At 67.9% G+C, this 19,388-nt stretch carries 19 protein-coding genes; 7 read left to right on the forward strand and 12 right to left on the reverse strand.

Annotated features, from left to right (window positions below):
* The first annotated feature begins 6 nt into the window (after positions 1–6).
* Genes tyrS through CFB46_RS07280 form a run of 3 tightly spaced genes read left to right on the forward strand, consistent with a single transcriptional unit; the run spans position 7 to position 2,392 of the window.
* Entirely contained in the window at positions 7–1,248 is a 1,242-nt protein-coding gene (tyrS, locus tag CFB46_RS07270) for a tyrosine--tRNA ligase (RefSeq protein WP_089499631.1), read from the forward strand.
* Positions 1,245–1,703, forward strand: a complete 459-nt coding sequence (gene dtd / locus CFB46_RS07275; protein ID WP_089499632.1) for a D-aminoacyl-tRNA deacylase — start codon at positions 1,245–1,247, stop codon at positions 1,701–1,703. Before tyrS ends, dtd begins: the two co-directional genes overlap by 4 nt.
* A gap of 23 nt (positions 1,704–1,726) precedes the next feature.
* Positions 1,727–2,392 (forward strand): histidine phosphatase family protein, encoded by a 666-nt coding sequence (locus tag CFB46_RS07280; protein ID WP_089499633.1) that lies wholly within the window; start codon positions 1,727–1,729, stop codon positions 2,390–2,392.
* Positions 2,393–2,479: 87 nt separating this feature from the next.
* Here the strand turns inward: CFB46_RS07280 and CFB46_RS07285 are convergent, their stop codons facing one another.
* From CFB46_RS07285 to CFB46_RS07325, 9 genes are all read right to left on the reverse strand, one after another.
* Positions 2,480–3,433, reverse strand: coding sequence for an oxygenase MpaB family protein (locus CFB46_RS07285; protein WP_089499634.1), 954 nt, complete (start codon positions 3,431–3,433; stop codon positions 2,480–2,482).
* 23 nt (positions 3,434–3,456) lie between these two features.
* Complete coding sequence (gene ruvB, locus CFB46_RS07290) at positions 3,457–4,530, reverse strand: Holliday junction branch migration DNA helicase RuvB (RefSeq protein WP_089499635.1); 1,074 nt, start codon at positions 4,528–4,530, stop codon at positions 3,457–3,459.
* Positions 4,531–4,638: 108 nt separating this feature from the next.
* Positions 4,639–5,220, reverse strand: coding sequence for a Holliday junction branch migration protein RuvA (gene ruvA / locus CFB46_RS07295; protein ID WP_027783568.1), 582 nt, complete (start codon positions 5,218–5,220; stop codon positions 4,639–4,641).
* A 173-nt stretch (positions 5,221–5,393) separates the two neighbouring features.
* Positions 5,394–5,936, reverse strand: coding sequence for a crossover junction endodeoxyribonuclease RuvC (gene ruvC / locus CFB46_RS07300; protein WP_027783569.1), 543 nt, complete (start codon positions 5,934–5,936; stop codon positions 5,394–5,396).
* 154 nt (positions 5,937–6,090) lie between these two features.
* The gene (gene purH / locus CFB46_RS07305) at positions 6,091–7,656 is read right to left on the reverse strand and encodes a bifunctional phosphoribosylaminoimidazolecarboxamide formyltransferase/IMP cyclohydrolase (protein WP_089499636.1); all 1,566 of its coding nucleotides are present in this window, start codon (positions 7,654–7,656) and stop codon (positions 6,091–6,093) included.
* Positions 7,657–7,700: 44 nt separating this feature from the next.
* Positions 7,701–7,934, reverse strand: a complete 234-nt coding sequence (locus CFB46_RS07310; RefSeq protein WP_006476892.1) for a Fis family transcriptional regulator — start codon at positions 7,932–7,934, stop codon at positions 7,701–7,703.
* Positions 7,931–8,998: a tRNA dihydrouridine synthase DusB gene (dusB, locus tag CFB46_RS07315; RefSeq protein WP_006476891.1), complete on the reverse strand. Its 1,068-nt coding sequence runs from the start codon at positions 8,996–8,998 to the stop codon at positions 7,931–7,933. Before dusB ends, CFB46_RS07310 begins: the two co-directional genes overlap by 4 nt.
* Before the next feature lie 137 nt (positions 8,999–9,135).
* Positions 9,136–10,323 (reverse strand): UbiH/UbiF/VisC/COQ6 family ubiquinone biosynthesis hydroxylase, encoded by a 1,188-nt coding sequence (locus CFB46_RS07320; RefSeq protein ID WP_089499637.1) that lies wholly within the window; start codon positions 10,321–10,323, stop codon positions 9,136–9,138.
* A gap of 37 nt (positions 10,324–10,360) precedes the next feature.
* Positions 10,361–11,836, reverse strand: coding sequence for an aminopeptidase P N-terminal domain-containing protein (locus CFB46_RS07325; protein WP_373558183.1), 1,476 nt, complete (start codon positions 11,834–11,836; stop codon positions 10,361–10,363).
* A 93-nt stretch (positions 11,837–11,929) separates the two neighbouring features.
* Between CFB46_RS07325 and CFB46_RS07330 the strand changes: the two genes are divergently transcribed.
* Positions 11,930–12,544, forward strand: coding sequence for a glutathione S-transferase family protein (locus tag CFB46_RS07330; protein ID WP_089499638.1), 615 nt, complete (start codon positions 11,930–11,932; stop codon positions 12,542–12,544).
* Positions 12,545–12,649: 105 nt separating this feature from the next.
* Here CFB46_RS07330 and CFB46_RS07335 read toward each other — a convergent pair whose 3' ends face one another.
* The 3 genes from CFB46_RS07335 to CFB46_RS07345 all read right to left on the reverse strand — a co-directional run bounded on the left by CFB46_RS07335 (position 12,650) and on the right by CFB46_RS07345 (position 16,103).
* Positions 12,650–14,269 (reverse strand): FMN-binding glutamate synthase family protein, encoded by a 1,620-nt coding sequence (locus CFB46_RS07335; protein WP_089499639.1) that lies wholly within the window; start codon positions 14,267–14,269, stop codon positions 12,650–12,652.
* A gap of 122 nt (positions 14,270–14,391) precedes the next feature.
* Positions 14,392–15,597 (reverse strand): tRNA 2-thiouridine(34) synthase MnmA, encoded by a 1,206-nt coding sequence (mnmA, locus tag CFB46_RS07340; protein ID WP_089499640.1) that lies wholly within the window; start codon positions 15,595–15,597, stop codon positions 14,392–14,394.
* Positions 15,594–16,103 carry an NUDIX hydrolase gene (locus tag CFB46_RS07345; protein WP_089499641.1) on the reverse strand — a complete coding sequence of 170 codons (510 nt, stop codon included), beginning with the start codon at positions 16,101–16,103 and terminating at the stop codon, positions 15,594–15,596. Before CFB46_RS07345 ends, mnmA begins: the two co-directional genes overlap by 4 nt.
* A 292-nt stretch (positions 16,104–16,395) precedes the next feature.
* On the opposite strand from CFB46_RS07345, the gene CFB46_RS07350 reads away from it, so the two are divergent.
* Genes CFB46_RS07350 through CFB46_RS07360 form a run of 3 tightly spaced genes read left to right on the forward strand, consistent with a single transcriptional unit; the run spans position 16,396 to position 19,324 of the window.
* Positions 16,396–17,535: a Re/Si-specific NAD(P)(+) transhydrogenase subunit alpha gene (locus tag CFB46_RS07350; protein WP_089499642.1), complete on the forward strand. Its 1,140-nt coding sequence runs from the start codon at positions 16,396–16,398 to the stop codon at positions 17,533–17,535.
* Between the two features lie 11 nt (positions 17,536–17,546).
* Entirely contained in the window at positions 17,547–17,873 is a 327-nt protein-coding gene (locus tag CFB46_RS07355; RefSeq protein WP_006476884.1) for an NAD(P) transhydrogenase subunit alpha, read from the forward strand.
* Positions 17,870–19,324, forward strand: a complete 1,455-nt coding sequence (locus CFB46_RS07360; RefSeq protein WP_027783579.1) for an NAD(P)(+) transhydrogenase (Re/Si-specific) subunit beta — start codon at positions 17,870–17,872, stop codon at positions 19,322–19,324. Before CFB46_RS07355 ends, CFB46_RS07360 begins: the two co-directional genes overlap by 4 nt.
* The last annotated feature ends 64 nt before the right edge of the window (positions 19,325–19,388 follow it).

A 19,388-nucleotide genomic window follows, 5' to 3' on the forward strand; every position in this document is an offset into this window, starting at 1 on the left:
GCACCGATGAGCACCGAACCCAGTTCCAAGCCCGTTTTCCCGATCACCGACGAAGTCCGGCATGCGCTCGCCGTCACGAAGCGCGGCGTCGACGAGCTGCTGATCGAGGAAGAGTTCGCGCAGAAGCTCGCGCGCAGCGCAGCCACGGGCACGCCGCTGCGCATCAAGCTCGGCCTCGACCCGACCGCACCGGACATTCACATCGGCCATACGGTCGTGCTGAACAAGATGCGCCAGCTACAGGACCTCGGCCACACGGTGATCTTCCTGATCGGCGATTTCACGTCGCTGATCGGCGATCCGTCGGGCCGCAACGCGACGCGCCCGCCGCTCACGCGCGAGCAGATCGAGTCGAACGCGAAGACCTACTTCGAGCAGGCCGCGCTCGTGCTCGATCGCGACAAGACCGAGATCCGCTACAACAGCGAATGGTCGATGCCGCTCGGCGCGGACGGGATGATCAAGCTCGCGTCGCGCTACACGGTCGCGCGGATCCTCGAGCGCGAGGATTTCACGAAGCGCTTCCAGGGCGGCGTGCCGATCTCGATCCACGAATTCCTGTACCCGCTGATGCAGGGCTACGATTCGGTCGCGCTGAACGCCGATCTCGAACTCGGCGGCACCGACCAGAAATTCAATCTGCTGGTCGGCCGCGAACTGCAGAAGCAGTATGGCCAGGAACAGCAGTGCATCCTGACGATGCCGCTGCTCGAAGGCCTCGACGGCGTCGAGAAGATGTCGAAGTCGAAGGGCAACTACGTCGGCATCAGCGAGAAGCCGACGGACATGTTCGGCAAGCTGATGAGCATTTCGGACACGCTGATGTGGCGTTACTTCGAACTGCTGTCGTTCCGCAGCCTCGACGAGATCGCGGGCTTCAAGCGCGACATCGAGGGCGGCCGCAACCCGCGCGACTTCAAGGTGCTGCTCGCGCAGGAAATCGTCGCGCGCTTCCATTCGCAGGCCGACGCCGAGCGTGCGCTCGAGGACTTCAACCACCGCGCGAAGGGCGGCGTGCCGGACGACATTCCGTCGGTCACGCTCGCGGGCGCACCGCTCGCGATCGGCCAGTTGCTGAAGCAGGCGGGCCTCGTGCCGTCGACGAGCGAAGCACTGCGCAACATCGAGCAGGGCGGCGTGAAGATCGACGGCGCGATCGTGTCGGACAAGGGCCTGAAGGTCGAGGCCGGCGAGTTCGTCGTGCAGGTCGGCAAGCGCCGCTTCGCACGCGTCACGCTGACCGCATGATCGCGCTGATCCAGCGCGTGACGCGCGCCGACGTGCGCGTCGGCGGCCGCACGACGGGCGAGATCGGCGCGGGCCTGCTCGCGCTGGTCTGCGCGGAGCGCGGCGATACCGAGGCCGCGGCCGACAAGCTGCTGGCAAGGATGCTCGGCTACCGCGTGTTCAGCGACGCGGCCGGCAAGATGAACCTGCCGGTGTCGAACATCGACGGCGAAGGCCGCGCAGGCGGCCTGCTGCTCGTGTCGCAGTTCACGCTCGCGGCCGATACCAACAGCGGGCTGCGTCCGAGCTTCACGCCGGCCGCGCCGCCCGACGAAGGCGCGCGGCTGTTCGACTATTTCGTCGCGGCCGCGCGGGCGCGCCATCCGGTCGTCGAGACGGGCGAGTTCGGCGCCGACATGCAGGTGTCGCTCGTCAACGACGGCCCCGTGACGTTCTGGCTGCAAGTGCGGCCCTGATTCTTCCCCGGAGACGCACCGCGATGGCCACCACGCAGATTCTTTTCATCCGCCATGGCGAGACGGCCTGGAACCGCATCAAGCGAATCCAGGGGCATATCGACATTCCGCTGGCCGATTCCGGGCTCGCGCAGGCGCGGCGGCTGGCCGCCCGGCTCGAGCGCGAGGCGCGCGACGGCGCGCGGATCGACGCGGTCTATTCGAGCGATCTGATGCGTGCGCAACAGACCGCACAACCGTTCGCCGATGCGCTCGGGCTGCCGCTGCTGCTGCGCGAGGGGTTGCGCGAACGTTCATACGGCGCGTTCCAGGGGCACGACAGCACCGAGATCGAGGCGCTGTTTCCGGACGCGTATGCGGCCTGGCAGACGCGCGATCCGGGCTTCGCGCCGGAGGGCGGCGAGTCGCAGCGCGCGTTTTATCACCGCGTGCTGCATGCGCTCGAACCGATCGTCGCCGCGCATCCGGGCGGCCGGATCGCGTGCGTCGCGCACGGCGGCGTGCTCGATTGCGTGTATCGTTTTGCGAATGGTCTGGATCTGTCGGCGCCGCGCAACTATCAGTTGCTCAACACCAGCATCAACGTCGTCGATTACGTGGATGGCCGCGCGCAGGTCGTGCAGTGGGCCGACGTGTCGCATCTCGAAGCCGCGAGCGACGATGACGACGGGTACCGCAAGGTGCTCTGAGTACGCCGCCCCCGTCCTGCAGGTGCAAGCCTGTCGGCTTGTCACAGGCATTTGACAGTAAATTGAAATGATCGGGGAGGCGGATCGTCAGGCGGGCGGGGTGCCGTCGGACGGGGTGGCCGTCGCGCGGCGGCGCGCACGCTTGGACGCGCCGTTCACGAGCGCCCAGCGCAGCACGGGCGCGATGGCGCGTATGCCGGGTCGGACCACCGCGCGCCGTAACGGCGCGAACGTCGACACGCCGAGCATGCGCTGCGCCCACTCCGGCAGCAGGTCGATCCCGGCATGCATCACCAGCGACGCGGCAGGCCGCAGCGTGGGTTTCGCGACCGGCACATTCAGCAGGATGGACATCACGTCGAAGGTACGCGGCCCGGCTTCGAGCTCGGGCAGCATGCGCGCGAGATAAGCCGCCACCTCGGCGCGCGAACGCGGAACCTCACGGGCGCCGAGCAGCTCGGCGATCAGCGCCGTCTCCGCGTAATAGCAGTCCTGCAGTTCGCCCGGCAACGCGGGATTCACGTAACGCAGATGCGCGGCGAGAAAGCTCGACACTTCCGCGACATGTACCCAGGTCAGCAATTCGGGATCGTCGGCGCGGTACGGCCGTCCGTCGGGCGCACTGCCCGCGATGCGCGCGTGGATCGCTTTCACGCGCTCGATCAGCGCGAGCGCGTCCGCGCGGCTGCCGAACGTCGTACCCGTGATGAACGTGGCGGTGCGCCGCAAGCGGCCGAAGATGTCGGTGCGGAACGACGAATGATCCCAGACGCCCGCGAGCGCGAGCGGGTGGAGCGCCTGCAGCAGCAGCGCGGCGATGCCGCCCGTCATCATCGACGTGAAATCGGCATGCACGCGCCAGCAGACGGCGTCGGGGCCGAACAGCCCCGGGTCTCCAGGCGGTGAAGAGAGATCGATCGACGGGCCGCCGCCGCCGGCGGTCAGGTGCGTGATGCCGGCCACGAGCCGCTTGCGGATCGGCTCGGCCCAGCGCGGGCTCGGCACGGGTGCGGTGGGGTGGCGGCTGGGCGGCGTCGTCATGGCGGGCGTGACTCGGCGACGGATTACTTCCCGTCGGGGGTATCCCAATCGTCGCGCTCGTTGGTGCGGCGCGCATCGGGTACCGACAGCCCGAAGTGGCGATACGTGAGCAGCGTCGCGACGCGGCCGCGCGGCGTGCGCTGCAGGAAGCCCTGCTGGATCAGGTACGGTTCGAGCACGTCCTCGATCGTGTCGCGCTCCTCGCCGATCGCCGCCGCGAGGTTGTCGATCCCCACCGGGCCACCGTCGAACTTGTACAGGATCGCTTCGAGCAGCTTGCGGTCCATCAGGTCGAAGCCGACCGGATCGACGTCGAGCATCGCGAGCGCGGCGTCGGCAACGGCCGCGGTGATCTGGCCGTCGGCCTTCACTTCCGCGAAGTCGCGCACGCGGCGCAGCAGACGGTTCGCGATCCGGGGCGTGCCGCGCGCGCGCTTCGCGATTTCCAGCGCGCCGTTCGGATCGATCTGCGCATTCAGCAGCGATGCCGAGCGCCGCACGATGCGCGACAGTTGTTCGGCGTCGTAGAACTCGAGGCGCGCGACGATCCCGAAACGATCGCGCAGCGGATTGGTCAGCATCCCCGCGCGGGTGGTCGCGCCGACCAGCGTGAACGGCTGCAGGTCGAGCTTCACGCTGCGCGCCGCCGGCCCTTCGCCGATCATGATGTCGATCTGGTAATCCTCGAGCGCCGGATACAGGATTTCCTCGACGACCGGCGACAGCCGGTGGATCTCGTCGATGAACAGCACGTCGTTCGCCTCGAGGTTCGTCAGCAGCGCGGCGAGATCGCCTGCGCGCTCGAGCACGGGGCCCGACGTCTGGCGCAGGTTCACGCCCATCTCGCGCGCAATGATGTGCGCGAGCGTTGTCTTGCCGAGACCCGGCGGCCCGAACAGCAGCACGTGATCGAGCGGCTCGGAGCGGCGCTTCGCGGCTTCGATGAAGATCTCGAGCTGGCCGCGCACCTTTTCCTGGCCGACGTAGTCGTCGAGCTGGCGCGGCCGCAGCGCACGCTCGAACACCTCCTCGTGCGACGAGGTGGGCGTGGCGGCGATGATCCGCTGCTCGGTGGCGAGTTTGTCGGTTTCAATCATGCGGCCATTGTACCGCGCGTCGAAGCGCGCACCACCTGGCCGAACGGCCGACTGGCGCGTGCCGCGCGGCGGCGCGACACTGGCTTCGACGGCCGGATCGACCGCGCGTTACGCCTTCGACAGCGCCTTCAGCGCGAGCTTGATGCCGTCGGACACGCCGGTGCCGGCCGGCACGTTCTTGATCGCGGCAAGGCCTTCCTTCTCGGAGTAGCCGAGCGCGAGCAGCGCGTTGAGGATGTCGGTCGCGTGGTCGGATGCCGACGCGGCCCCGGCGAGCGCGCCGAGGTCGGCGCCGAGCTTGCCCTTCAGTTCGAGCAGCAGGCGCTCGGCCGTCTTCTTGCCGATGCCGGGCAGGCGCGTGAGGCGGGCGGCGTCCTGCATCGTCACCGCTTGCGCGAGTTCCTGCACGCTCATGCCGGACAGCACGGCGAGCGCCATGCGCGCGCCGATGCCGGTGATCTTCAGCAGCTCGCGGAAGGTCGTGCGTTCCTGCGGCGTCAGGAAGCCGTACAGCAGGTGCGCGTCCTCGCGGACGATCTGCTGCGTGAGCAGCACGATGCGCTCGCCCGTTTGCGGCAGGTTGTAGAAGGTGCTCATCGGCACGTCGATTTCGTAGCCGACGCCGTTGCAGTCGACGAGCAGATGAGGTGGGTTCTTTTCGAGCAGGATGCCGGCGATGCGACCGATCATGGAGGACGGGATGCGAGGAAGAAAGCGCGAGTGTAGCGCACGCGCGGCGCAATGCCGATGGGCGCGTCCGTCAGGCCGAGGCGGCGCGTGTCGCGGGCATGTCGGGCGCGGGTAAAACGGTCAAGGCGCCAACGCGGTCGAGCCGATGCGCCGCGCCGCGGTGCGCGGCGGCGTCAGCCGACCAGCCTGCCGCGCCGCACGCGCAGCCCTTTTTGCGCGAGCGCCGGCGCGAGGCCGCCCAGCGTGCTGAGCGTGTTGCCGCCGTGTGCGTGGCAGATCGCCATGCCGAGCGCGTCGGCCGCGTCGGAGCCCGGCTGGCCGGACAGATTGAGCAGCCGCGTGACCATTTCCTGCATCTGCGTCTTGGTCGCGCGGCCGTAGCCCACCACGGCCTGCTTGAGCTGTAGCGCGGTGTATTCGGCGACCGGCAAGCCGCCCGCGACGAGGCCGCAGATCGCGGCGCCACGCGCCTGGCCGAGCAGCAGCGTCGACTGCGGGTTCACGTTGACGAACACCTTTTCGATCGCGGACTGGTCGGGCGCGTGCTCCCGCACGAGCGTCGATACGCCCTGGAAGATCGTGCCGAGGCGGGTGGCCAGGTCGGCGGTCGGCGTACGGATCACGCCGCTCGTGACATAGGCGAGCTGGTGGCCGCTGACGTCGATGACGCCGAAGCCGGTGACGCGCAGGCCGGGGTCGATGCCGAGAATTCGCATGAGTGAGGAGAGTGGCGTGATGCAGCGATACTACAACGAATGGTGCGGCAAGCCGGTCGCCCGGTCGTGCGCGAAGGCGCCGCGCAATAAAAAACCCGGCGGGGATGATGCCGCCGGGTTCTCGTGCAGCGGCCGCGCGGGCCGCATGCCGCGATCAGTGACGGAAGTGGCGCACGCCCGTCAGGATCATCGCGATGCCGTGCTCGTCGGCTGCCGCGATCACTTCGTCGTCGCGCATCGAGCCGCCCGGGTGAATCACGCAGGTCGCGCCGGCCGCCACGACGACGTCGAGGCCGTCGCGGAACGGGAAGAACGCATCCGACGCGACGGCCGAGCCGGCGAGCGTCAGGCCCGCGTTCTGCGCCTTGATGCTCGCGATGCGCGCGGAATCGACGCGGCTCATCTGGCCGGCGCCGACGCCGAGCGTCATGCCGTTGCCGCAGAACACGATCGCGTTCGACTTCACGTACTTCGCGACGCGCCATGCGAACAGCAGGTCGTCCATTTCCTTCGCGGTCGGCTGGCGCTTCGTGACGACGCGCAGCTCGCTCGGCTGCACGTTCTTCGAATCGAGCGACTGCACGAGCAGGCCGCCGCCCACGCGCTTCAGGTCGAATGCGTTGTGGCCGTCGCCCAGCGCGATCTCGAGCAGGCGCACGTTCTGCTTCGCGGCGAACACCTGCTTCGCGGCGTCGGAGAACGACGGGGCGATCAGCACTTCGACGAACTGCTTCGCCACGGCTTGCGCGGCCACTTCGTCGACTTCGCGGTTGAACGCGATGATGCCGCCGAATGCCGAGGTCGGGTCGGTCTGGAACGCCTTCGCGTACGCGTCGGCCGAGTCGTTGCCGACCGCGACGCCGCACGGGTTCGCATGCTTGATGATCACGCAGGCCGGCGCGTCGAACGTCTTCACGCATTCCCACGCCGCGTCCGAATCCGCGATGTTGTTGTACGACAGTTCCTTGCCCTGCAGCTGGCGGTAGTTCGCCAGCGCGCCGGCCGGCGTCGCGATGTCGCGGTAGAACGCCGCGCTCTGGTGCGGGTTCTCGCCGTAGCGCAGGTCCTGCACCTTGTCGAACGCCATGTTCAGCGTGGCCGGGTACGCGCTGCGCGATGCGTGCTGCAGCTCGTCGGTCAGGCTCGTCAGGTAGTTCGTGATCGCGCCGTCGTATTGCGCGGTGTGCGCGAACACCTTCGTCGCGAGACGGAAGTTGGTCGGGTAGCCGACCGTGTTGCCGTTCGCCTTCATTTCATCGAGCACGACCGCGTAGTCGGCCGGATCGACGACGACCGTCACGTCGCGGTGGTTCTTCGCGGCCGAGCGCAGCATCGTCGGGCCGCCGATGTCGATGTTCTCGATCGCGTCGGCGAGCGTGCAGTCGTCCTTCGCGACCGTCGCGACGAACGGATACAGGTTCACGACGAGCAGGTCGATCGTCGGGATGCCATGCTGTTCGAGCGCCTGCATGTGTTCGGGCAGGTCGCGGCGGGCGAGGATGCCGCCGTGCACCTTCGGGTGCAGCGTCTTCACGCGCCCATCGAGCATTTCCGGGAAGCCCGTGTAATCGGCCACTTCGGTCACGGGCAGGCCGGCGTCGGCGAGGAGTTTCGCGGTGCCGCCCGTCGACAGCAGCTTGACGCCGAGGTCGGACAGCGACTTCGCGAAGTCGACGATGCCGGTCTTGTCGGAAACGGAAATGAGCGCTTGCTTGATCATGATGGAACCACCAATAGCCAGGGAAACGGGGACGGGACGGCCGCCTACAGCAGGCCGTGCTGCTGCAGCTTCTTGCGCAGCGTATTGCGATTGATGCCGAGGTACTCCGCGGCGAGCGACTGGTTGCCGCCGGCCTGTACGAGCACGACCTCGAGCATCGGCTTTTCGACGCAGGACATCACCATTTCATAGACGTCGTGCGGATTGGAGCCGTCTAGATCCCGGAAATACACGTCCAGGCTCTCGCGGACACATTGTTCGATGTTGTGCTTGCTCATGCTGCTAACTGGTTATGGTCGTCCGACTCGCCCTGGCTGTTTTCCGCTTCGTCATCGACGTAGACGAGGTGGTCCGACAGCGCCTTTTGCGCCTCGAAGAATGCATTGACGGCGGCGAGCTGCTCGCGGGTGGAATCGAGCGTGTTCATTCGGTGCCGGAACCCGTTGGCACCGGAAAGGCCGCGAGTGTACCAGCCGATGTGCTTGCGCGCAGTACGGACGCCGGTGAATTCGCCATAGAACGCGTAGTGGTCTTCCAGGTGTTCGTTCATCACGTGCTGGATCTCGTCGATCCGCGGCGGGGGCAGCAGCTCGCCGGTTTGCAGGAAATGATCGATTTCGCGGAACAGCCACGGTCGGCCTTGCGCGGCGCGACCGATCATCAGCGCGTCGGCGCCGGTTGCATCGAGTACGGCCTTCGCCTTGGCGGGCGACGTGATGTCGCCGTTCGCGACGACCGGAATCCGCACGGCCGCCTTCACGGCCGCGATGGTGTCGTACTCGGCGTCGCCGCGGTACAGATCGGCGCGCGTGCGGCCGTGCACGGTGAGCATCGAGATGCCGGCCGCTTCGGCCAGGCGCGCGACCGTGATCGCGTTCTTGTGCTCGCGGTCCCAGCCGGTGCGGATCTTCAGCGTGACCGGCACCGCATCGGGCCCCGTGCCGACCGCCGCGACGACGGCCTCGACGATCCGCTGCACGAGCGGCTCGTTCTGCAGCAGCGCGGAGCCGGCCGCGACGTTGCAGACCTTCTTCGCCGGGCAGCCCATGTTGATGTCGATGATCTGCGCGCCGTTGTCGACGTTGTAGCGGGCCGCCTCGGCCATCATCGCCGGATCGGCGCCGGCAATCTGCACCGCGATCGGCTCGACTTCGCCTTCGTGGTTCGCGCGCCGCATCGTCTTCGCGCTTTTCCACAGCTGCGCGTTGGACGCGACCATCTCGGACACGGCGTAACCGGCTCCCAGCCGTTTGCACAGCTGGCGGAACGGACGATCCGTCACCCCGGCCATCGGGGCGACGAACAGGTTGTTACGCAATACGTGAGGGCCGATAACGGGCATCGCAATGGCGCCGCCCGCGACCGGCGCGGGCAGGGGAAGGGAAGGCGGAAAACGGGCATTTTACCGTATTCCCATGCCCCGCCGATTTGACCCGGTTTGCCTGGTTCGCCCGGACGCGCCGCACGGCGTGCCGCGCGTCAGTTGCGCTGGCCGAACATCATCTGACGCGCGATCGCCTTCTTGAGCGGCGGCACGAACTCGAGCGCGGTGAGCGCGGCGCCGCGCAGCAGAGGAAGCGGGCCCGAGTCGATCGTAAACAGGCGCGCCAGCGTGTCGGTCGCGCCGATCGTGAAGCGCCGGTCGAGCGCGCGGCGCGCGTTGAAGGTCGCGAGCGCGGTCGCTTCGAAGCCTTGTGCGGACAGCGTGTCGACGAGCGTGTGCGCATCGCGCAGCCCGAGGTTGAGCCCCTGGCCCGCCACCGGGTGCAGCGTTTGCGCGGCATTGCCGACGATCGCGACGCGGCCGCTGACGAGCGTCTGCGCGGCGTTCAGGCCGAGCGGGAACGACGCGCGCCCGGCGATCGCGACGAATTCGCCCATGCGTTCGCCGAATGCGCTGCCGAGCTCGCGCAGGAACGCGTCGTCGGGCAGCGCGGCACGTCGCGCCGCTTCGTCGGGCGTACAGCACCAGACGAGCGAGTAGTCGGCCTGACGCGGCCCGCCGAGCGGCAGCAGTGCGAGCGGGCCCTCGTGCGTGAAGCGTTCCCACGCGACATTCGGGCGCGGCGCCGATACCGTGACCGTGCCGACGAGCGCGGTCTGCCCGTAGTCGCGGCGATGCTTGGCCGTATCGGCCTGCTGTTCGTGGAACAGCCCGCCTTCGGCATTGATGACGATGCGCGCGCGCAGCGTGCGCTCGCCTTGCGGGCCGTCGAGCGTCAGCGTGACGCCGTCGGCGTCCTGCCGCGGCGCGCGTGCGGTGGTCGACGTGAGCCAGTCGACGCGCGTGCCGCGCACCGCATTCGCGAGCGCCTGCGCGATCGAGCCGTAGCGCACCACGTAGCCGAGCGCGGCGAGGGCGTGCTCGTCGCGGTCGATCAGCGTGCGGCCGAAATGGCCGCGCTGCGACACGTGGATATGTTCGATCGGCGTCGCGTCGGCGGGCCAGGCGAGTGTGTCGAGCAGCACGCGGCTGCCGTGCGACACGGCGATCGCGCGCGGATCGTTCGCGCTCGCGGCCGGTTCGCGTGCGTCGATCAGCGCGATCGACGCGTGCTGCGTCGCGCTGCGGCGCGCGAGCCAGCCGGCGAGCGCGAGCCCGACGGGGCCGGCGCCGACGATGGCGAGGTCGTAATCCGGCGTGGCCGGGGAGGAAGCGGTCGTCATCTTGATTCGTGAAACGGAGGTAACGGTCGGCGGCCGGTCATGTGTCCGCACGCATCAGCGCCTCGATCTCGTCGGCCGCGACCGGCACGCCGCGCGTGATCAGCTCGCAGCCGTGCTCGCGCACGATCGCGTCGTCCTCGATGCGGATGCCGATGTTCCAGTACTCGGGCGGCACGTCGTCGGCCGCGCGCACGTACAGGCCGGGCTCGACGGTGAGCGTCATGCCGGGCTTCAGCGTACGCCACGGCAACGCGCCGTTGGCGTCGCGCTCGGCGAGCCGCTCGCGGTAGTCGCCGCAGTCGTGCACGTCCATCCCGATCCAGTGGCCCGTGCGGTGCATGTAGAAGCGCGTGTACGCGCGCTCGGCGATCACGTCGTCGACGTTCGAGAAGCGTGTTTTCGGGATGATGCCGGTGTCGAGCAGCCCCTGCGCGAGCACGCGGACGGCCGCATCGTGCGGCGCCTCGAACGATACGCCCGCGCGCGTCGCGTCGATCGCGGCCTGCTGCGCGGCGAGCACGATGTCGTACAGCGCGCGCTGCGCGGGCGAGAAGCGGCCGTTGGCCGGGAACGTGCGCGTGATGTCCGACGCATAGCCGTCGAGTTCGCAGGCGGCGTCGATCAGGATCAGGTCGCCGTCCTGCGCGGCCGCGTTGCCGGCCGGGTAGTGCAGCACGCACGCATTCGCGCCGGCCGCGACGATCGAACCGTACGCGGGCGCCTGCGCGCCGTGCTTGCGGAACAGGTACAGCAGCTCGGCCTCGAGCTCGTATTCGCGGATGCCGGGGCGGCACGCCTGCATCGCGCGGCGATGCGCGAGCGCGGAGATGTGCGCGGCGCGCATCATGATCGCGAGTTCGTGTTCGTCCTTCACGAGCCGCATGTCGTCGAGCAGCGGCGTGAGGTCGAGCAGCGCGTCCGGCGCCGCGACGCCCGTGCGTGCCTGCGCGCGCACCGCGTCGATCCAGCCCGCGAGCTGGCGCTCGAAGTCGGCCGATGCGCCGAACCGGTAGTGCACGGTGCCCGCATCGGCGAGCAGGCGCGGCATTTCGGTGTCGATCACGTCGACCGCGAATGCCGCGTCGAAGCCGAACGCGTCGCGCGCGGCGTCGGGCCCGTAGTGAAAGCCTTCCCAGATCTCGCGGTCGACGTTCTTGCCGCGGCAGAACAGGATCGATTCCGGCGCGCCGTGCGGCGCGGCCGCGTTCAGCACGAGCACGGCATCCGGCTCGGTGAAGCCCGTCAGGTAATGGAAGTAGCTGTCGAACCGGTACGGGTAAGCCGTATCGCGGTTGCGCAGCATTTCCGGCGCGGTGGGGACGATGGCGACGCCGCCGCCCGCGGCACGCAGTGCGGCAAGCACGCGTTCACGGCGCTGGCGGTAGACGTCGACGGCGATGGCGGTATCGAGAGGCGCATTCATCGTGCGATTGTAGCGCCGCGGGACGCGGCGCGTGAAAGCGGGGCGGGAAGTGGCGCCGGAAGGCCCGCGGCGGCGGCTGTTGCAAACCATCCACAGGCCGGACGGGCGATTTTCTGCCCGGCCGCGCGGGCCGGTTATGATCGGCGACAACGTATACTCTCGGCGGTTCCCTTAAAAAGGCAGATGATGAAATTAATCGGTTCGCTCAGCAGCCCGTACGTCCGAAAGGCGCGGATCGTGCTTGCTGAAAAGAAGATCGACTACAAGCTGGAGCTCGAGAACGTGTGGGCGCCGGAGACGGATATTCACGCATCCAATCCGCTCGGCAAGGTCCCGTGTCTCGTGATGGAAGATGGTGCCGCGGTGTTCGATTCCCGCGTGATCTGCGAATACGTCGATACGCTGTCGCCGGTCGGCAAGCTGATTCCGCCGTCGGGCCGCGAGCGCGTCGAAGTGCGCTGCTGGGAAGCACTGGGCGACGGCGTGCTCGACGCGGCGGTCGCGATCCGCCTCGAACACACGCTGCGGGAAGAAGGGCAGCGCAGCGCGAGCTGGATCGCGCGCCAGCAACGCAAGATCGACGACGCGCTCGTCGCGATGTCGCAGGGTCTCGGCGGCAAGACGTGGTGCGTCGGCAATCATTACACGCTCGCCGACATCGCCCTCGGCTGCGCGCTCGGCTACCTCGATTTCCGGATGCCCGAGCTCGACTGGCGCGATCGACACCCGAACCTCGACAAGCACTTCATGAAGCTGCAGCAGCGACAGTCGTTCGCCGATACGCTGCCGCAGAACTGAGCCGCGGCCCGGCCGTCACGCATTCGGCAGACGAAAGAAAAGCGCCCCGCGGGGCGCTTTTCCTTTTGCGGCGCCGGCCGCCGCCGGAGCGGGCGGCCGCGCGCGTCACTCGATCGACGCGTACACCGCTTCGCCGAGCGTGAACGAATCGCTGCGCGCGATCGGCCACCACTTGTCGTACAGGGAGAAGCCGCAGGTCTGGCCGTCGAGCAGCGCACCGGGTTTCAGGTACTTCAGCAGTTGCGACATCAGTCGCACCTCGTGCGGCGCGACCCGCTGCACGATGTGATGCGCGCGCAGCTCGGACGGATGCGCGAGGCCGGCCGCCTGTACGAGTTCCTGCAGCGCATGCAGCGTATTGCGGTGGAAGTTGTACACGCGCTCGGCCTTGTCGGGCACGACGAGCGCGCGCTGGCGCACCGGGTCCTGCGTCGCGACGCCGGTCGGGCAGCGGTCGGTGTGGCAGTGCTGCGCCTGGATGCAGCCGACCGCGAACATGAAGCCGCGCGCCGAGTTCACCCAGTCCGCGCCGATCGCGAGCGTGCGGGCGATGTCGAACGCGGTGATGATCTTGCCGCTCGCGCCGAGCTTCACGCGGTCCCGCACGCCGATCCCGACGAGGGTGTTGTGCACGAGCAGCAGCCCTTCCTGCAGCGGCACGCCGACGTGGTCGGTGAATTCGAGCGGCGCCGCGCCCGTGCCGCCTTCCGCGCCGTCGACGACGATGAAGTCGGGCACGATGCCCGTCTCGATCATCGCTTTCGCGATCCCGAAGAATTCCCACGGATGGCCGATGCACAGCTTGAAGCCGGTCGGCTTGCCGCCGGACAGCGTGCGCAGCCGCTCGACGAATTCGAGCAGCCCGCGCGGTGTCGAGAATTCCGAGTGCGTCGCGGGCGAGATGCAGTCCTTGCCCATCGGCACGCCGCGCGTCTCGGCGATTTCCGGCGTGATCTTCGCGGCCGGCAGCACGCCGCCGTGGCCGGGCTTCGCGCCCTGCGACAGCTTCACCTCGATCATCTTGACCTGCGGATCGGCGGCCTGCTTCGCGAACTTGTCGGGGTTGAACGTGCCGTCGTCGTTGCGGCAGCCGAAGTAGCCGGACGCGATTTCCCAGACGATGTCGCCGCCGTTCTCGCGGTGGTACTTCGACAGCGAGCCTTCGCCGGTGTCGTGCGCGAAGCCGCCTTTCTTCGCGCCGAGGTTCAGCGAGCGGATCGCGTTCGCGGACAGCGAGCCGAAGCTCATCGCCGAGATGTTGAAGATCGAAATGTCGTACGGTTGCGCGCGATTCGCGCCGACGCGGATGCGGAAGTCGTGGTTCGGCAGCTTCGTCGGCGCGAGCGAATGGCTGATCCATTCGTGCGCGACGGCCTTCACGTTCAGCTCGGTGCCGTACGGACGGTTGTCCGCGACGTTCTTCGCGCGCTGGTAGACGAGGCTGCGCTGCGCGCGCGAGAACGGCTTTTCGTCGGTGTCGTCCTCGACGAAGTACTGGCGGATTTCAGGTCGGATGAACTCGAACAGGAAGCGGAAGTGGCCCCAGAGCGGGTAGTTCCGCAGGATCGCGTGGCGGTCCTGCTTCAGGTCGTACAGGCCGAGCGCGACGAGGGCGATGGGGATGACGATCCACAGCCAGGAAAGTGCGTGGACCGACGCGAGCGCGGCCGCCGCGACGAGCAGCAGCACCGCACACCACATCGCGAGGTAGCGTCTTGAAAGCATGGGGGGGACTCCGTAAGAATCTTGAAATACCGCCATGCGTACGCTGCGAAGGCGGCGCGCCGGCCGCGGCGGAATCGTGTTCCGCCGGGCGCGGCGTGCCGCAAGTCTAAACCGAATGGATGTCAGCGTGCGTCGGCGAGTGCCGGCGCGTCGCCCGCCGGTGCGGCCTGACCGGGTTGGCCAGTGGCCGCGAACTCGATGATGCCGCCGCCGAGGCAGATCTCGCCGTCGTACAGGACGGCCGACTGGCCGGGCGTGACGGCCCACTGCGCATCGTCGAACGCGAGCGAGAAGCGCGCTTCGCCTGCCGGGCCGGCTGCCGCGGCGCCTGTCGCGGCCCCGCCTGTCGCGTCCCGGCCTGTCGCGGCCCGGCCGAACGTGCACGCCGCATCGGCCTGCCGGTAGCGCGTCTTCGCGCCGCACGCGAAACCGTCCGCCGGCGGCTCGCCGGCGACCCAGCTCACGTTGCCGGCGACCAGCTCGCGCGACAGCAGCCACGGATGATCGTGGCCCTGCACGACGTACAGCGTGTTCGACGCGATGTCCTTCGCGGCGACGAACCACGGCTCGCCGCTGCCGCTCTTGCTGCCGCCGAGGCCGATGCCCTTGCGCTGGCCGAACGTATAGAACGCGAGGCCGATGTGCTCGCCGACCACCTTGCCGTCGGGCGTCTTCATCGGGCCGGGTTTCGTCGGAAGATAGCGGTTCAGGAAATCGCGGAACGGCCGTTCGCCGATGAAGCAGATGCCGGTCGAATCCTTCTTCTTCGCATTCGGCAGCCCGATCTGCGCGGCGATCTCGCGCACCTTCGTCTTCGGGATCTCGCCGAGCGGGAACATCGTCTTCGATAGTTGCGCCTGGTTCAGCCGGTGCAGGAAGTACGACTGGTCTTTCGTATGATCGAATGCCTTCAGCAGTTCGAAACGCCCGTCGCGCTCGCGCACGCGCGCATAGTGGCCGGTCGCGATCATTTCCGCGTCGAGCGACATCGCGTGGTCGAGGAACGCCTTGAACTTGATCTCGGCGTTGCACAGCACGTCGGGGTTCGGCGTGCGGCCGGCCGAGTATTCGCGCAGGAACTCGGCGAACACGCGGTCCTTGTATTGCGCGGCGAAGTTGACGGCTTCCACGTCGATGCCGATCAGGTCGGCCACCGACACGACGTCGATCCAGTCCTGGCGCGTCGAGCAGTATTCGCCGTCGTCGTCGTCTTCCCAGTTCTTCATGAACAGGCCGACCACGTCGTAGCCTTGTTCCTTCAGCAGCCACGCGGTCACCGACGAATCGACGCCGCCCGACATGCCCACCACTACACGGCGCTTGCTCATTTGCCGACCGCCTGACGTTCGAATGCCTCGGGGCGCGGGGCGACCGAATGCGTGTGGACGAAATCGAGCGGAATACGCCGCCCGGCGAGATAGTCGTCGACGCAGCGCATCACCGCGGGCGACCGATGGCGCTCGCTGCAGGCGCGCAATTCGTCGGCCGTCATCCACAGCGTGCGGACGATGCCGTCGTCGAGCACATGGCCCGCGAGCGGTTCGCCGGCCGTGCCGCAGAACGTGAAGCGCAGGTAGGTCGCGCCGGCGTTGCCGGGGCGATCGTAGTGCGCGAGATAGACGCCGACGAGCGCGTCGGGCGTGAACGGGTGCGCGGTTTCCTCGAGCGTTTCGCGGATCACGGCGTCGGCCAGCGTTTCGCCGGCTTCGAGATGACCGGCCGGCTGGTTGATGCGCAGGCCCGTCGAGGTTTCTTCCTCGATCACGAGAAAGCGGCCGGCGCGCTCCACGAGCGCGGCGACCGTCACATGCGGGGTCCAGATTTCGGGTTTCATGGTTCGGCATTTTACCGGTTGCGCCCGAACGCTGCCGGTCGTCGGCCGCCGGTCGTTCGTTAGACGAATCCGACCCTTGTAAATCGTCCGTCCCGGCGCTGCGTGACGGCGCGGGCCAAGCGCATGTCGCATTCGAGCACGATCGTGCGCAAAGTGCTGGCGGGGCCATCGCTTTCGGTTAAAGTGCAGCGTGAAAGCCGTTGCTCGTGAGCCGGTAAGTCAGCCTGTCCGGCTCGTTGCGCAGTAAAGATCGCAAGAAAAGAAATACTGACAATGACTGGAGGAACTGACGATGCATATTGGAGTGCCTGCTGAAACGCGGGCCAACGAGGCGCGCGTGGCTGCGACGCCGGAAACCGTGAAGAAGTACGCGGCGGCCGGCCATCGCGTCAGTATCGCGAAAGGGGCCGGCAGCGCAGCCAGCTATCCCGACGAAGCCTATGCGGCCGCCGGCGCCGAATTGACCGACCAGTCGGCCGCTTTTGGCGCCGATCTCGTCCTGAAGGTCCAGGCGCCGACCGACACCGAACTGCCGTTGCTCAAGCGCGGCGCCGTGCTGGTCGGCATGCTCGAGCCGTTCAACTGCGAGCAGGCGGCGAAACTCGCCGCGGCCGGCGTGACCGGTTTCGCGCTCGAGGCCGCGCCGCGCACGACGCGTGCGCAGAGTCTCGACGTGCTGTCGTCGCAGGCGAACATCGCCGGCTACAAGGCCGTGCTGGTTGCCGCGTCGCTGTATCCGCGCTTCATGCCGATGCTGATGACGGCCGCGGGCACCGTGAAGGCGGCGCGCGTGCTGATTCTCGGCGCGGGCGTCGCGGGCCTGCAGGCGATCGCGACCGCGAAGCGGTTGGGCGCGGTGATCGAGGCGTCCGACGTGCGGCCGGCCGTGAAGGAGCAGATCGAGTCGCTTGGCGCGAAATTCCTCGACGTCCCGTTCGAAACCGACGAAGAGCGCGAAGCCGCGCAGGGTGTCGGCGGCTATGCACGTCCGATGCCGCCGTCGTGGCTCGGCCGCCAGGCCGCGCTCGTGCACGAGCGTGCGAGGCAGGCCGACATCGTGATCACCACCGCGCTGATTCCCGGGCGCCCGGCGCCGACGCTGATCTCGGTCGAGACCGCGCAGTCGATGAAGCCCGGCTCGGTGCTCGTCGATCTCGCGGCCGGCCGCGGCCCGGAAATCGACGGCCGCAGGGGCGGCAACTGCCCGCTGACCGTCGCCGACGAGGTGGTCGTGCACAACGGCGTGACGATCGCCGGCTACACGAACCTCGCGTCGATGGTCGCGTCGGACGCGTCGGCGCTGTACGCGCGCAACGTGCTCGACTTCATGAAGCTGATCGTCACGAAGGAAGGCACGCTGAACATCGACCTGACCGACGACATCGTCGCCGCGACGCTGTTGTGCCGCGACGGCGAAGTCACGCGCAAATAACGGAGGAGACCATGGAAGTCATCAATCACACGGTGATCAACGTGATCATCTTCGTGCTGGCGGTGTACGTCGGCTACCACGTCGTCTGGAACGTCACGCCGGCGCTGCATACGCCGCTGATGGCCGTGACCAATGCGATCTCGGCGATCGTGATCGTCGGCGCGATGCTCGCGGCGGCGCTCACCGTCGGGGCGACCGGCAAGTTCTTCGGCACGCTCGCGGTCGCGCTCGCGGCCGTCAACGTGTTCGGCGGCTTTCTCGTGACGAGGCGAATGCTCGAGATGTTCCGCAAGAAGGAGCCCAAGCGTGTCGAGGGCGGCAAGGAGGGCGCGCGATGAGCATGAACGTCGTTACGCTGCTGTACCTCGTCGCATCGGTGTGCTTCATCCAGGCGCTGAAGGGCCTGTCGAATCCGAAGAGCGCGCGACGCGGCAACCTGTTCGGGATGGTCGGGATGGCCATCGCGATCCTCACGACGATCGCGCTGATCGTCAAGCAGGCCGCATGGCTCGGCGCGAACCTGCCGCTCGGCCTCGCGCTCGTGCTCGGCGCGCTGATCGTCGGCGGCGGCATCGGGGCATTCGTCGCCGCGCGCGTCGAGATGACGAAGATGCCGGAACTCGTCGCGGCGATGCACTCGCTGATCGGTCTCGCGGCCGTGTGCATCGCGTATGCGGTGGTGTCGGAGCCGGAAGCGTTCGGGCTCGTGCCGCAGGATGCGGTGTCGTCGAGCTTCATCCCGTACGGCAACCGCGTCGAGCTGTTCATCGGCACATTCGTCGGCGCGATCACGTTCTCCGGTTCGGTGATCGCGTTCGGCAAGCTGTCCGGCAAGTACAAGTTCCGGCTGTTTCAGGGCGCACCGGTCGTGTACGCGGGCCAGCACCTGATCAACCTGATGCTCGCGATCGCGATGCTCGGCTTCGGCATCCTGTTCTTCATCACGCAGGCGTGGCTACCGTTCATCATCATGACGGCGATCGCGTTCGTGCTCGGCGTGCTGATCATCATCCCGATCGGCGGCGCGGACATGCCGGTGGTCGTGTCGATGCTGAACTCGTACTCGGGCTGGGCGGCGGCCGGCATCGGCTTCTCGCTGAACAACGCGATGCTGATCATCGCGGGTTCGCTGGTCGGCTCGTCGGGCGCGATCCTGTCGTACATCATGTGCCACGCGATGAACCGCTCGTTCTTCAACGTGATCCTCGGCGGGTTCGGCGGGGAAGCCGCGGCCGGCGGTGCGACGGGCGCGCAGGAGCAGCGGCCGGTGAAGTCGGGTTCGGCCGACGACGCGGCGTTCATGCTCGGCAACGCGGAATCGGTCGTGATCGTGCCGGGTTACGGGCTCGCCGTCGCCCGTGCGCAGCACGCGCTGAAGGAGCTGACCGACAAGCTGGTCGAGAAGGGCATCGACGTGAAGTACGCGATCCACCCGGTCGCCGGGCGGATGCCGGGCCACATGAACGTGTTGCTCGCGGAAGCGGAAGTGCCGTACGAGATCGTGCACGAGATGGAGGACATCAACGGCGAATTCGGCCAGGTGGACGTGGTGCTCGTACTCGGCGCGAACGACGTGGTGAACCCGGCCGCGAAGAACGATCCGAAATCGCCGATCGCGGGGATGCCGATCATCGAGGCGTACAAGGCGCGCACCGTGATCGTCAACAAGCGTTCGATGGCGGCCGGCTACGCGGGCCTCGACAACGACCTGTTCTACATGGACAAGACGATGATGGTGTTCGGCGATGCGAAGAAGGTCATCGAGGACATGGTGAAGGCGGTCGAGTAACGCGCGCCCCGGCTACGCGGTTGCCCGCTTCGATGCGGGCGCCGCGCTCCGGACAGGCCCGACC

The sequence above is a fragment of the Burkholderia sp. HI2761 genome, assembly GCF_002223355.1.
Taxonomy (GTDB): domain Bacteria; phylum Pseudomonadota; class Gammaproteobacteria; order Burkholderiales; family Burkholderiaceae; genus Burkholderia.

Coding starts and splice junctions, on each gene's coding strand:
- CFB46_RS07335 (WP_089499639.1), bottom strand. CDS start 14,269: ATGCTTTCAAGACGCTACCTCGCGATGTGGTGTGCGGTGCTGCTGCTC.
- CFB46_RS07280 (WP_089499633.1), top strand. CDS start 1,727: ATGGCCACCACGCAGATTCTTTTCATCCGCCATGGCGAGACGGCCTGG.
- CFB46_RS07320 (WP_089499637.1), bottom strand. CDS start 10,323: ATGACGACCGCTTCCTCCCCGGCCACGCCGGATTACGACCTCGCCATC.
- ruvB (WP_089499635.1), bottom strand. CDS start 4,530: ATGATTGAAACCGACAAACTCGCCACCGAGCAGCGGATCATCGCCGCC.
- tyrS (WP_089499631.1), top strand. CDS start 7: ATGAGCACCGAACCCAGTTCCAAGCCCGTTTTCCCGATCACCGACGAA.
- CFB46_RS07325 (WP_373558183.1), bottom strand. CDS start 11,836: ATGGTTTGCAACAGCCGCCGCCGCGGGCCTTCCGGCGCCACTTCCCGC.
- CFB46_RS07285 (WP_089499634.1), bottom strand. CDS start 3,433: ATGACGACGCCGCCCAGCCGCCACCCCACCGCACCCGTGCCGAGCCCG.
- CFB46_RS07350 (WP_089499642.1), top strand. CDS start 16,396: ATGCATATTGGAGTGCCTGCTGAAACGCGGGCCAACGAGGCGCGCGTG.
- purH (WP_089499636.1), bottom strand. CDS start 7,656: ATGATCAAGCAAGCGCTCATTTCCGTTTCCGACAAGACCGGCATCGTC.
- mnmA (WP_089499640.1), bottom strand. CDS start 15,597: ATGAGCAAGCGCCGTGTAGTGGTGGGCATGTCGGGCGGCGTCGATTCG.
- ruvA (WP_027783568.1), bottom strand. CDS start 5,220: ATGATCGGTCGCATCGCCGGCATCCTGCTCGAAAAGAACCCACCTCAT.
- CFB46_RS07360 (WP_027783579.1), top strand. CDS start 17,870: ATGAGCATGAACGTCGTTACGCTGCTGTACCTCGTCGCATCGGTGTGC.
- CFB46_RS07330 (WP_089499638.1), top strand. CDS start 11,930: ATGATGAAATTAATCGGTTCGCTCAGCAGCCCGTACGTCCGAAAGGCG.
- CFB46_RS07310 (WP_006476892.1), bottom strand. CDS start 7,934: ATGAGCAAGCACAACATCGAACAATGTGTCCGCGAGAGCCTGGACGTG.
- dusB (WP_006476891.1), bottom strand. CDS start 8,998: ATGCCCGTTATCGGCCCTCACGTATTGCGTAACAACCTGTTCGTCGCC.
- ruvC (WP_027783569.1), bottom strand. CDS start 5,936: ATGCGAATTCTCGGCATCGACCCCGGCCTGCGCGTCACCGGCTTCGGC.
- dtd (WP_089499632.1), top strand. CDS start 1,245: ATGATCGCGCTGATCCAGCGCGTGACGCGCGCCGACGTGCGCGTCGGC.
- CFB46_RS07345 (WP_089499641.1), bottom strand. CDS start 16,103: ATGAAACCCGAAATCTGGACCCCGCATGTGACGGTCGCCGCGCTCGTG.
- CFB46_RS07355 (WP_006476884.1), top strand. CDS start 17,547: ATGGAAGTCATCAATCACACGGTGATCAACGTGATCATCTTCGTGCTG.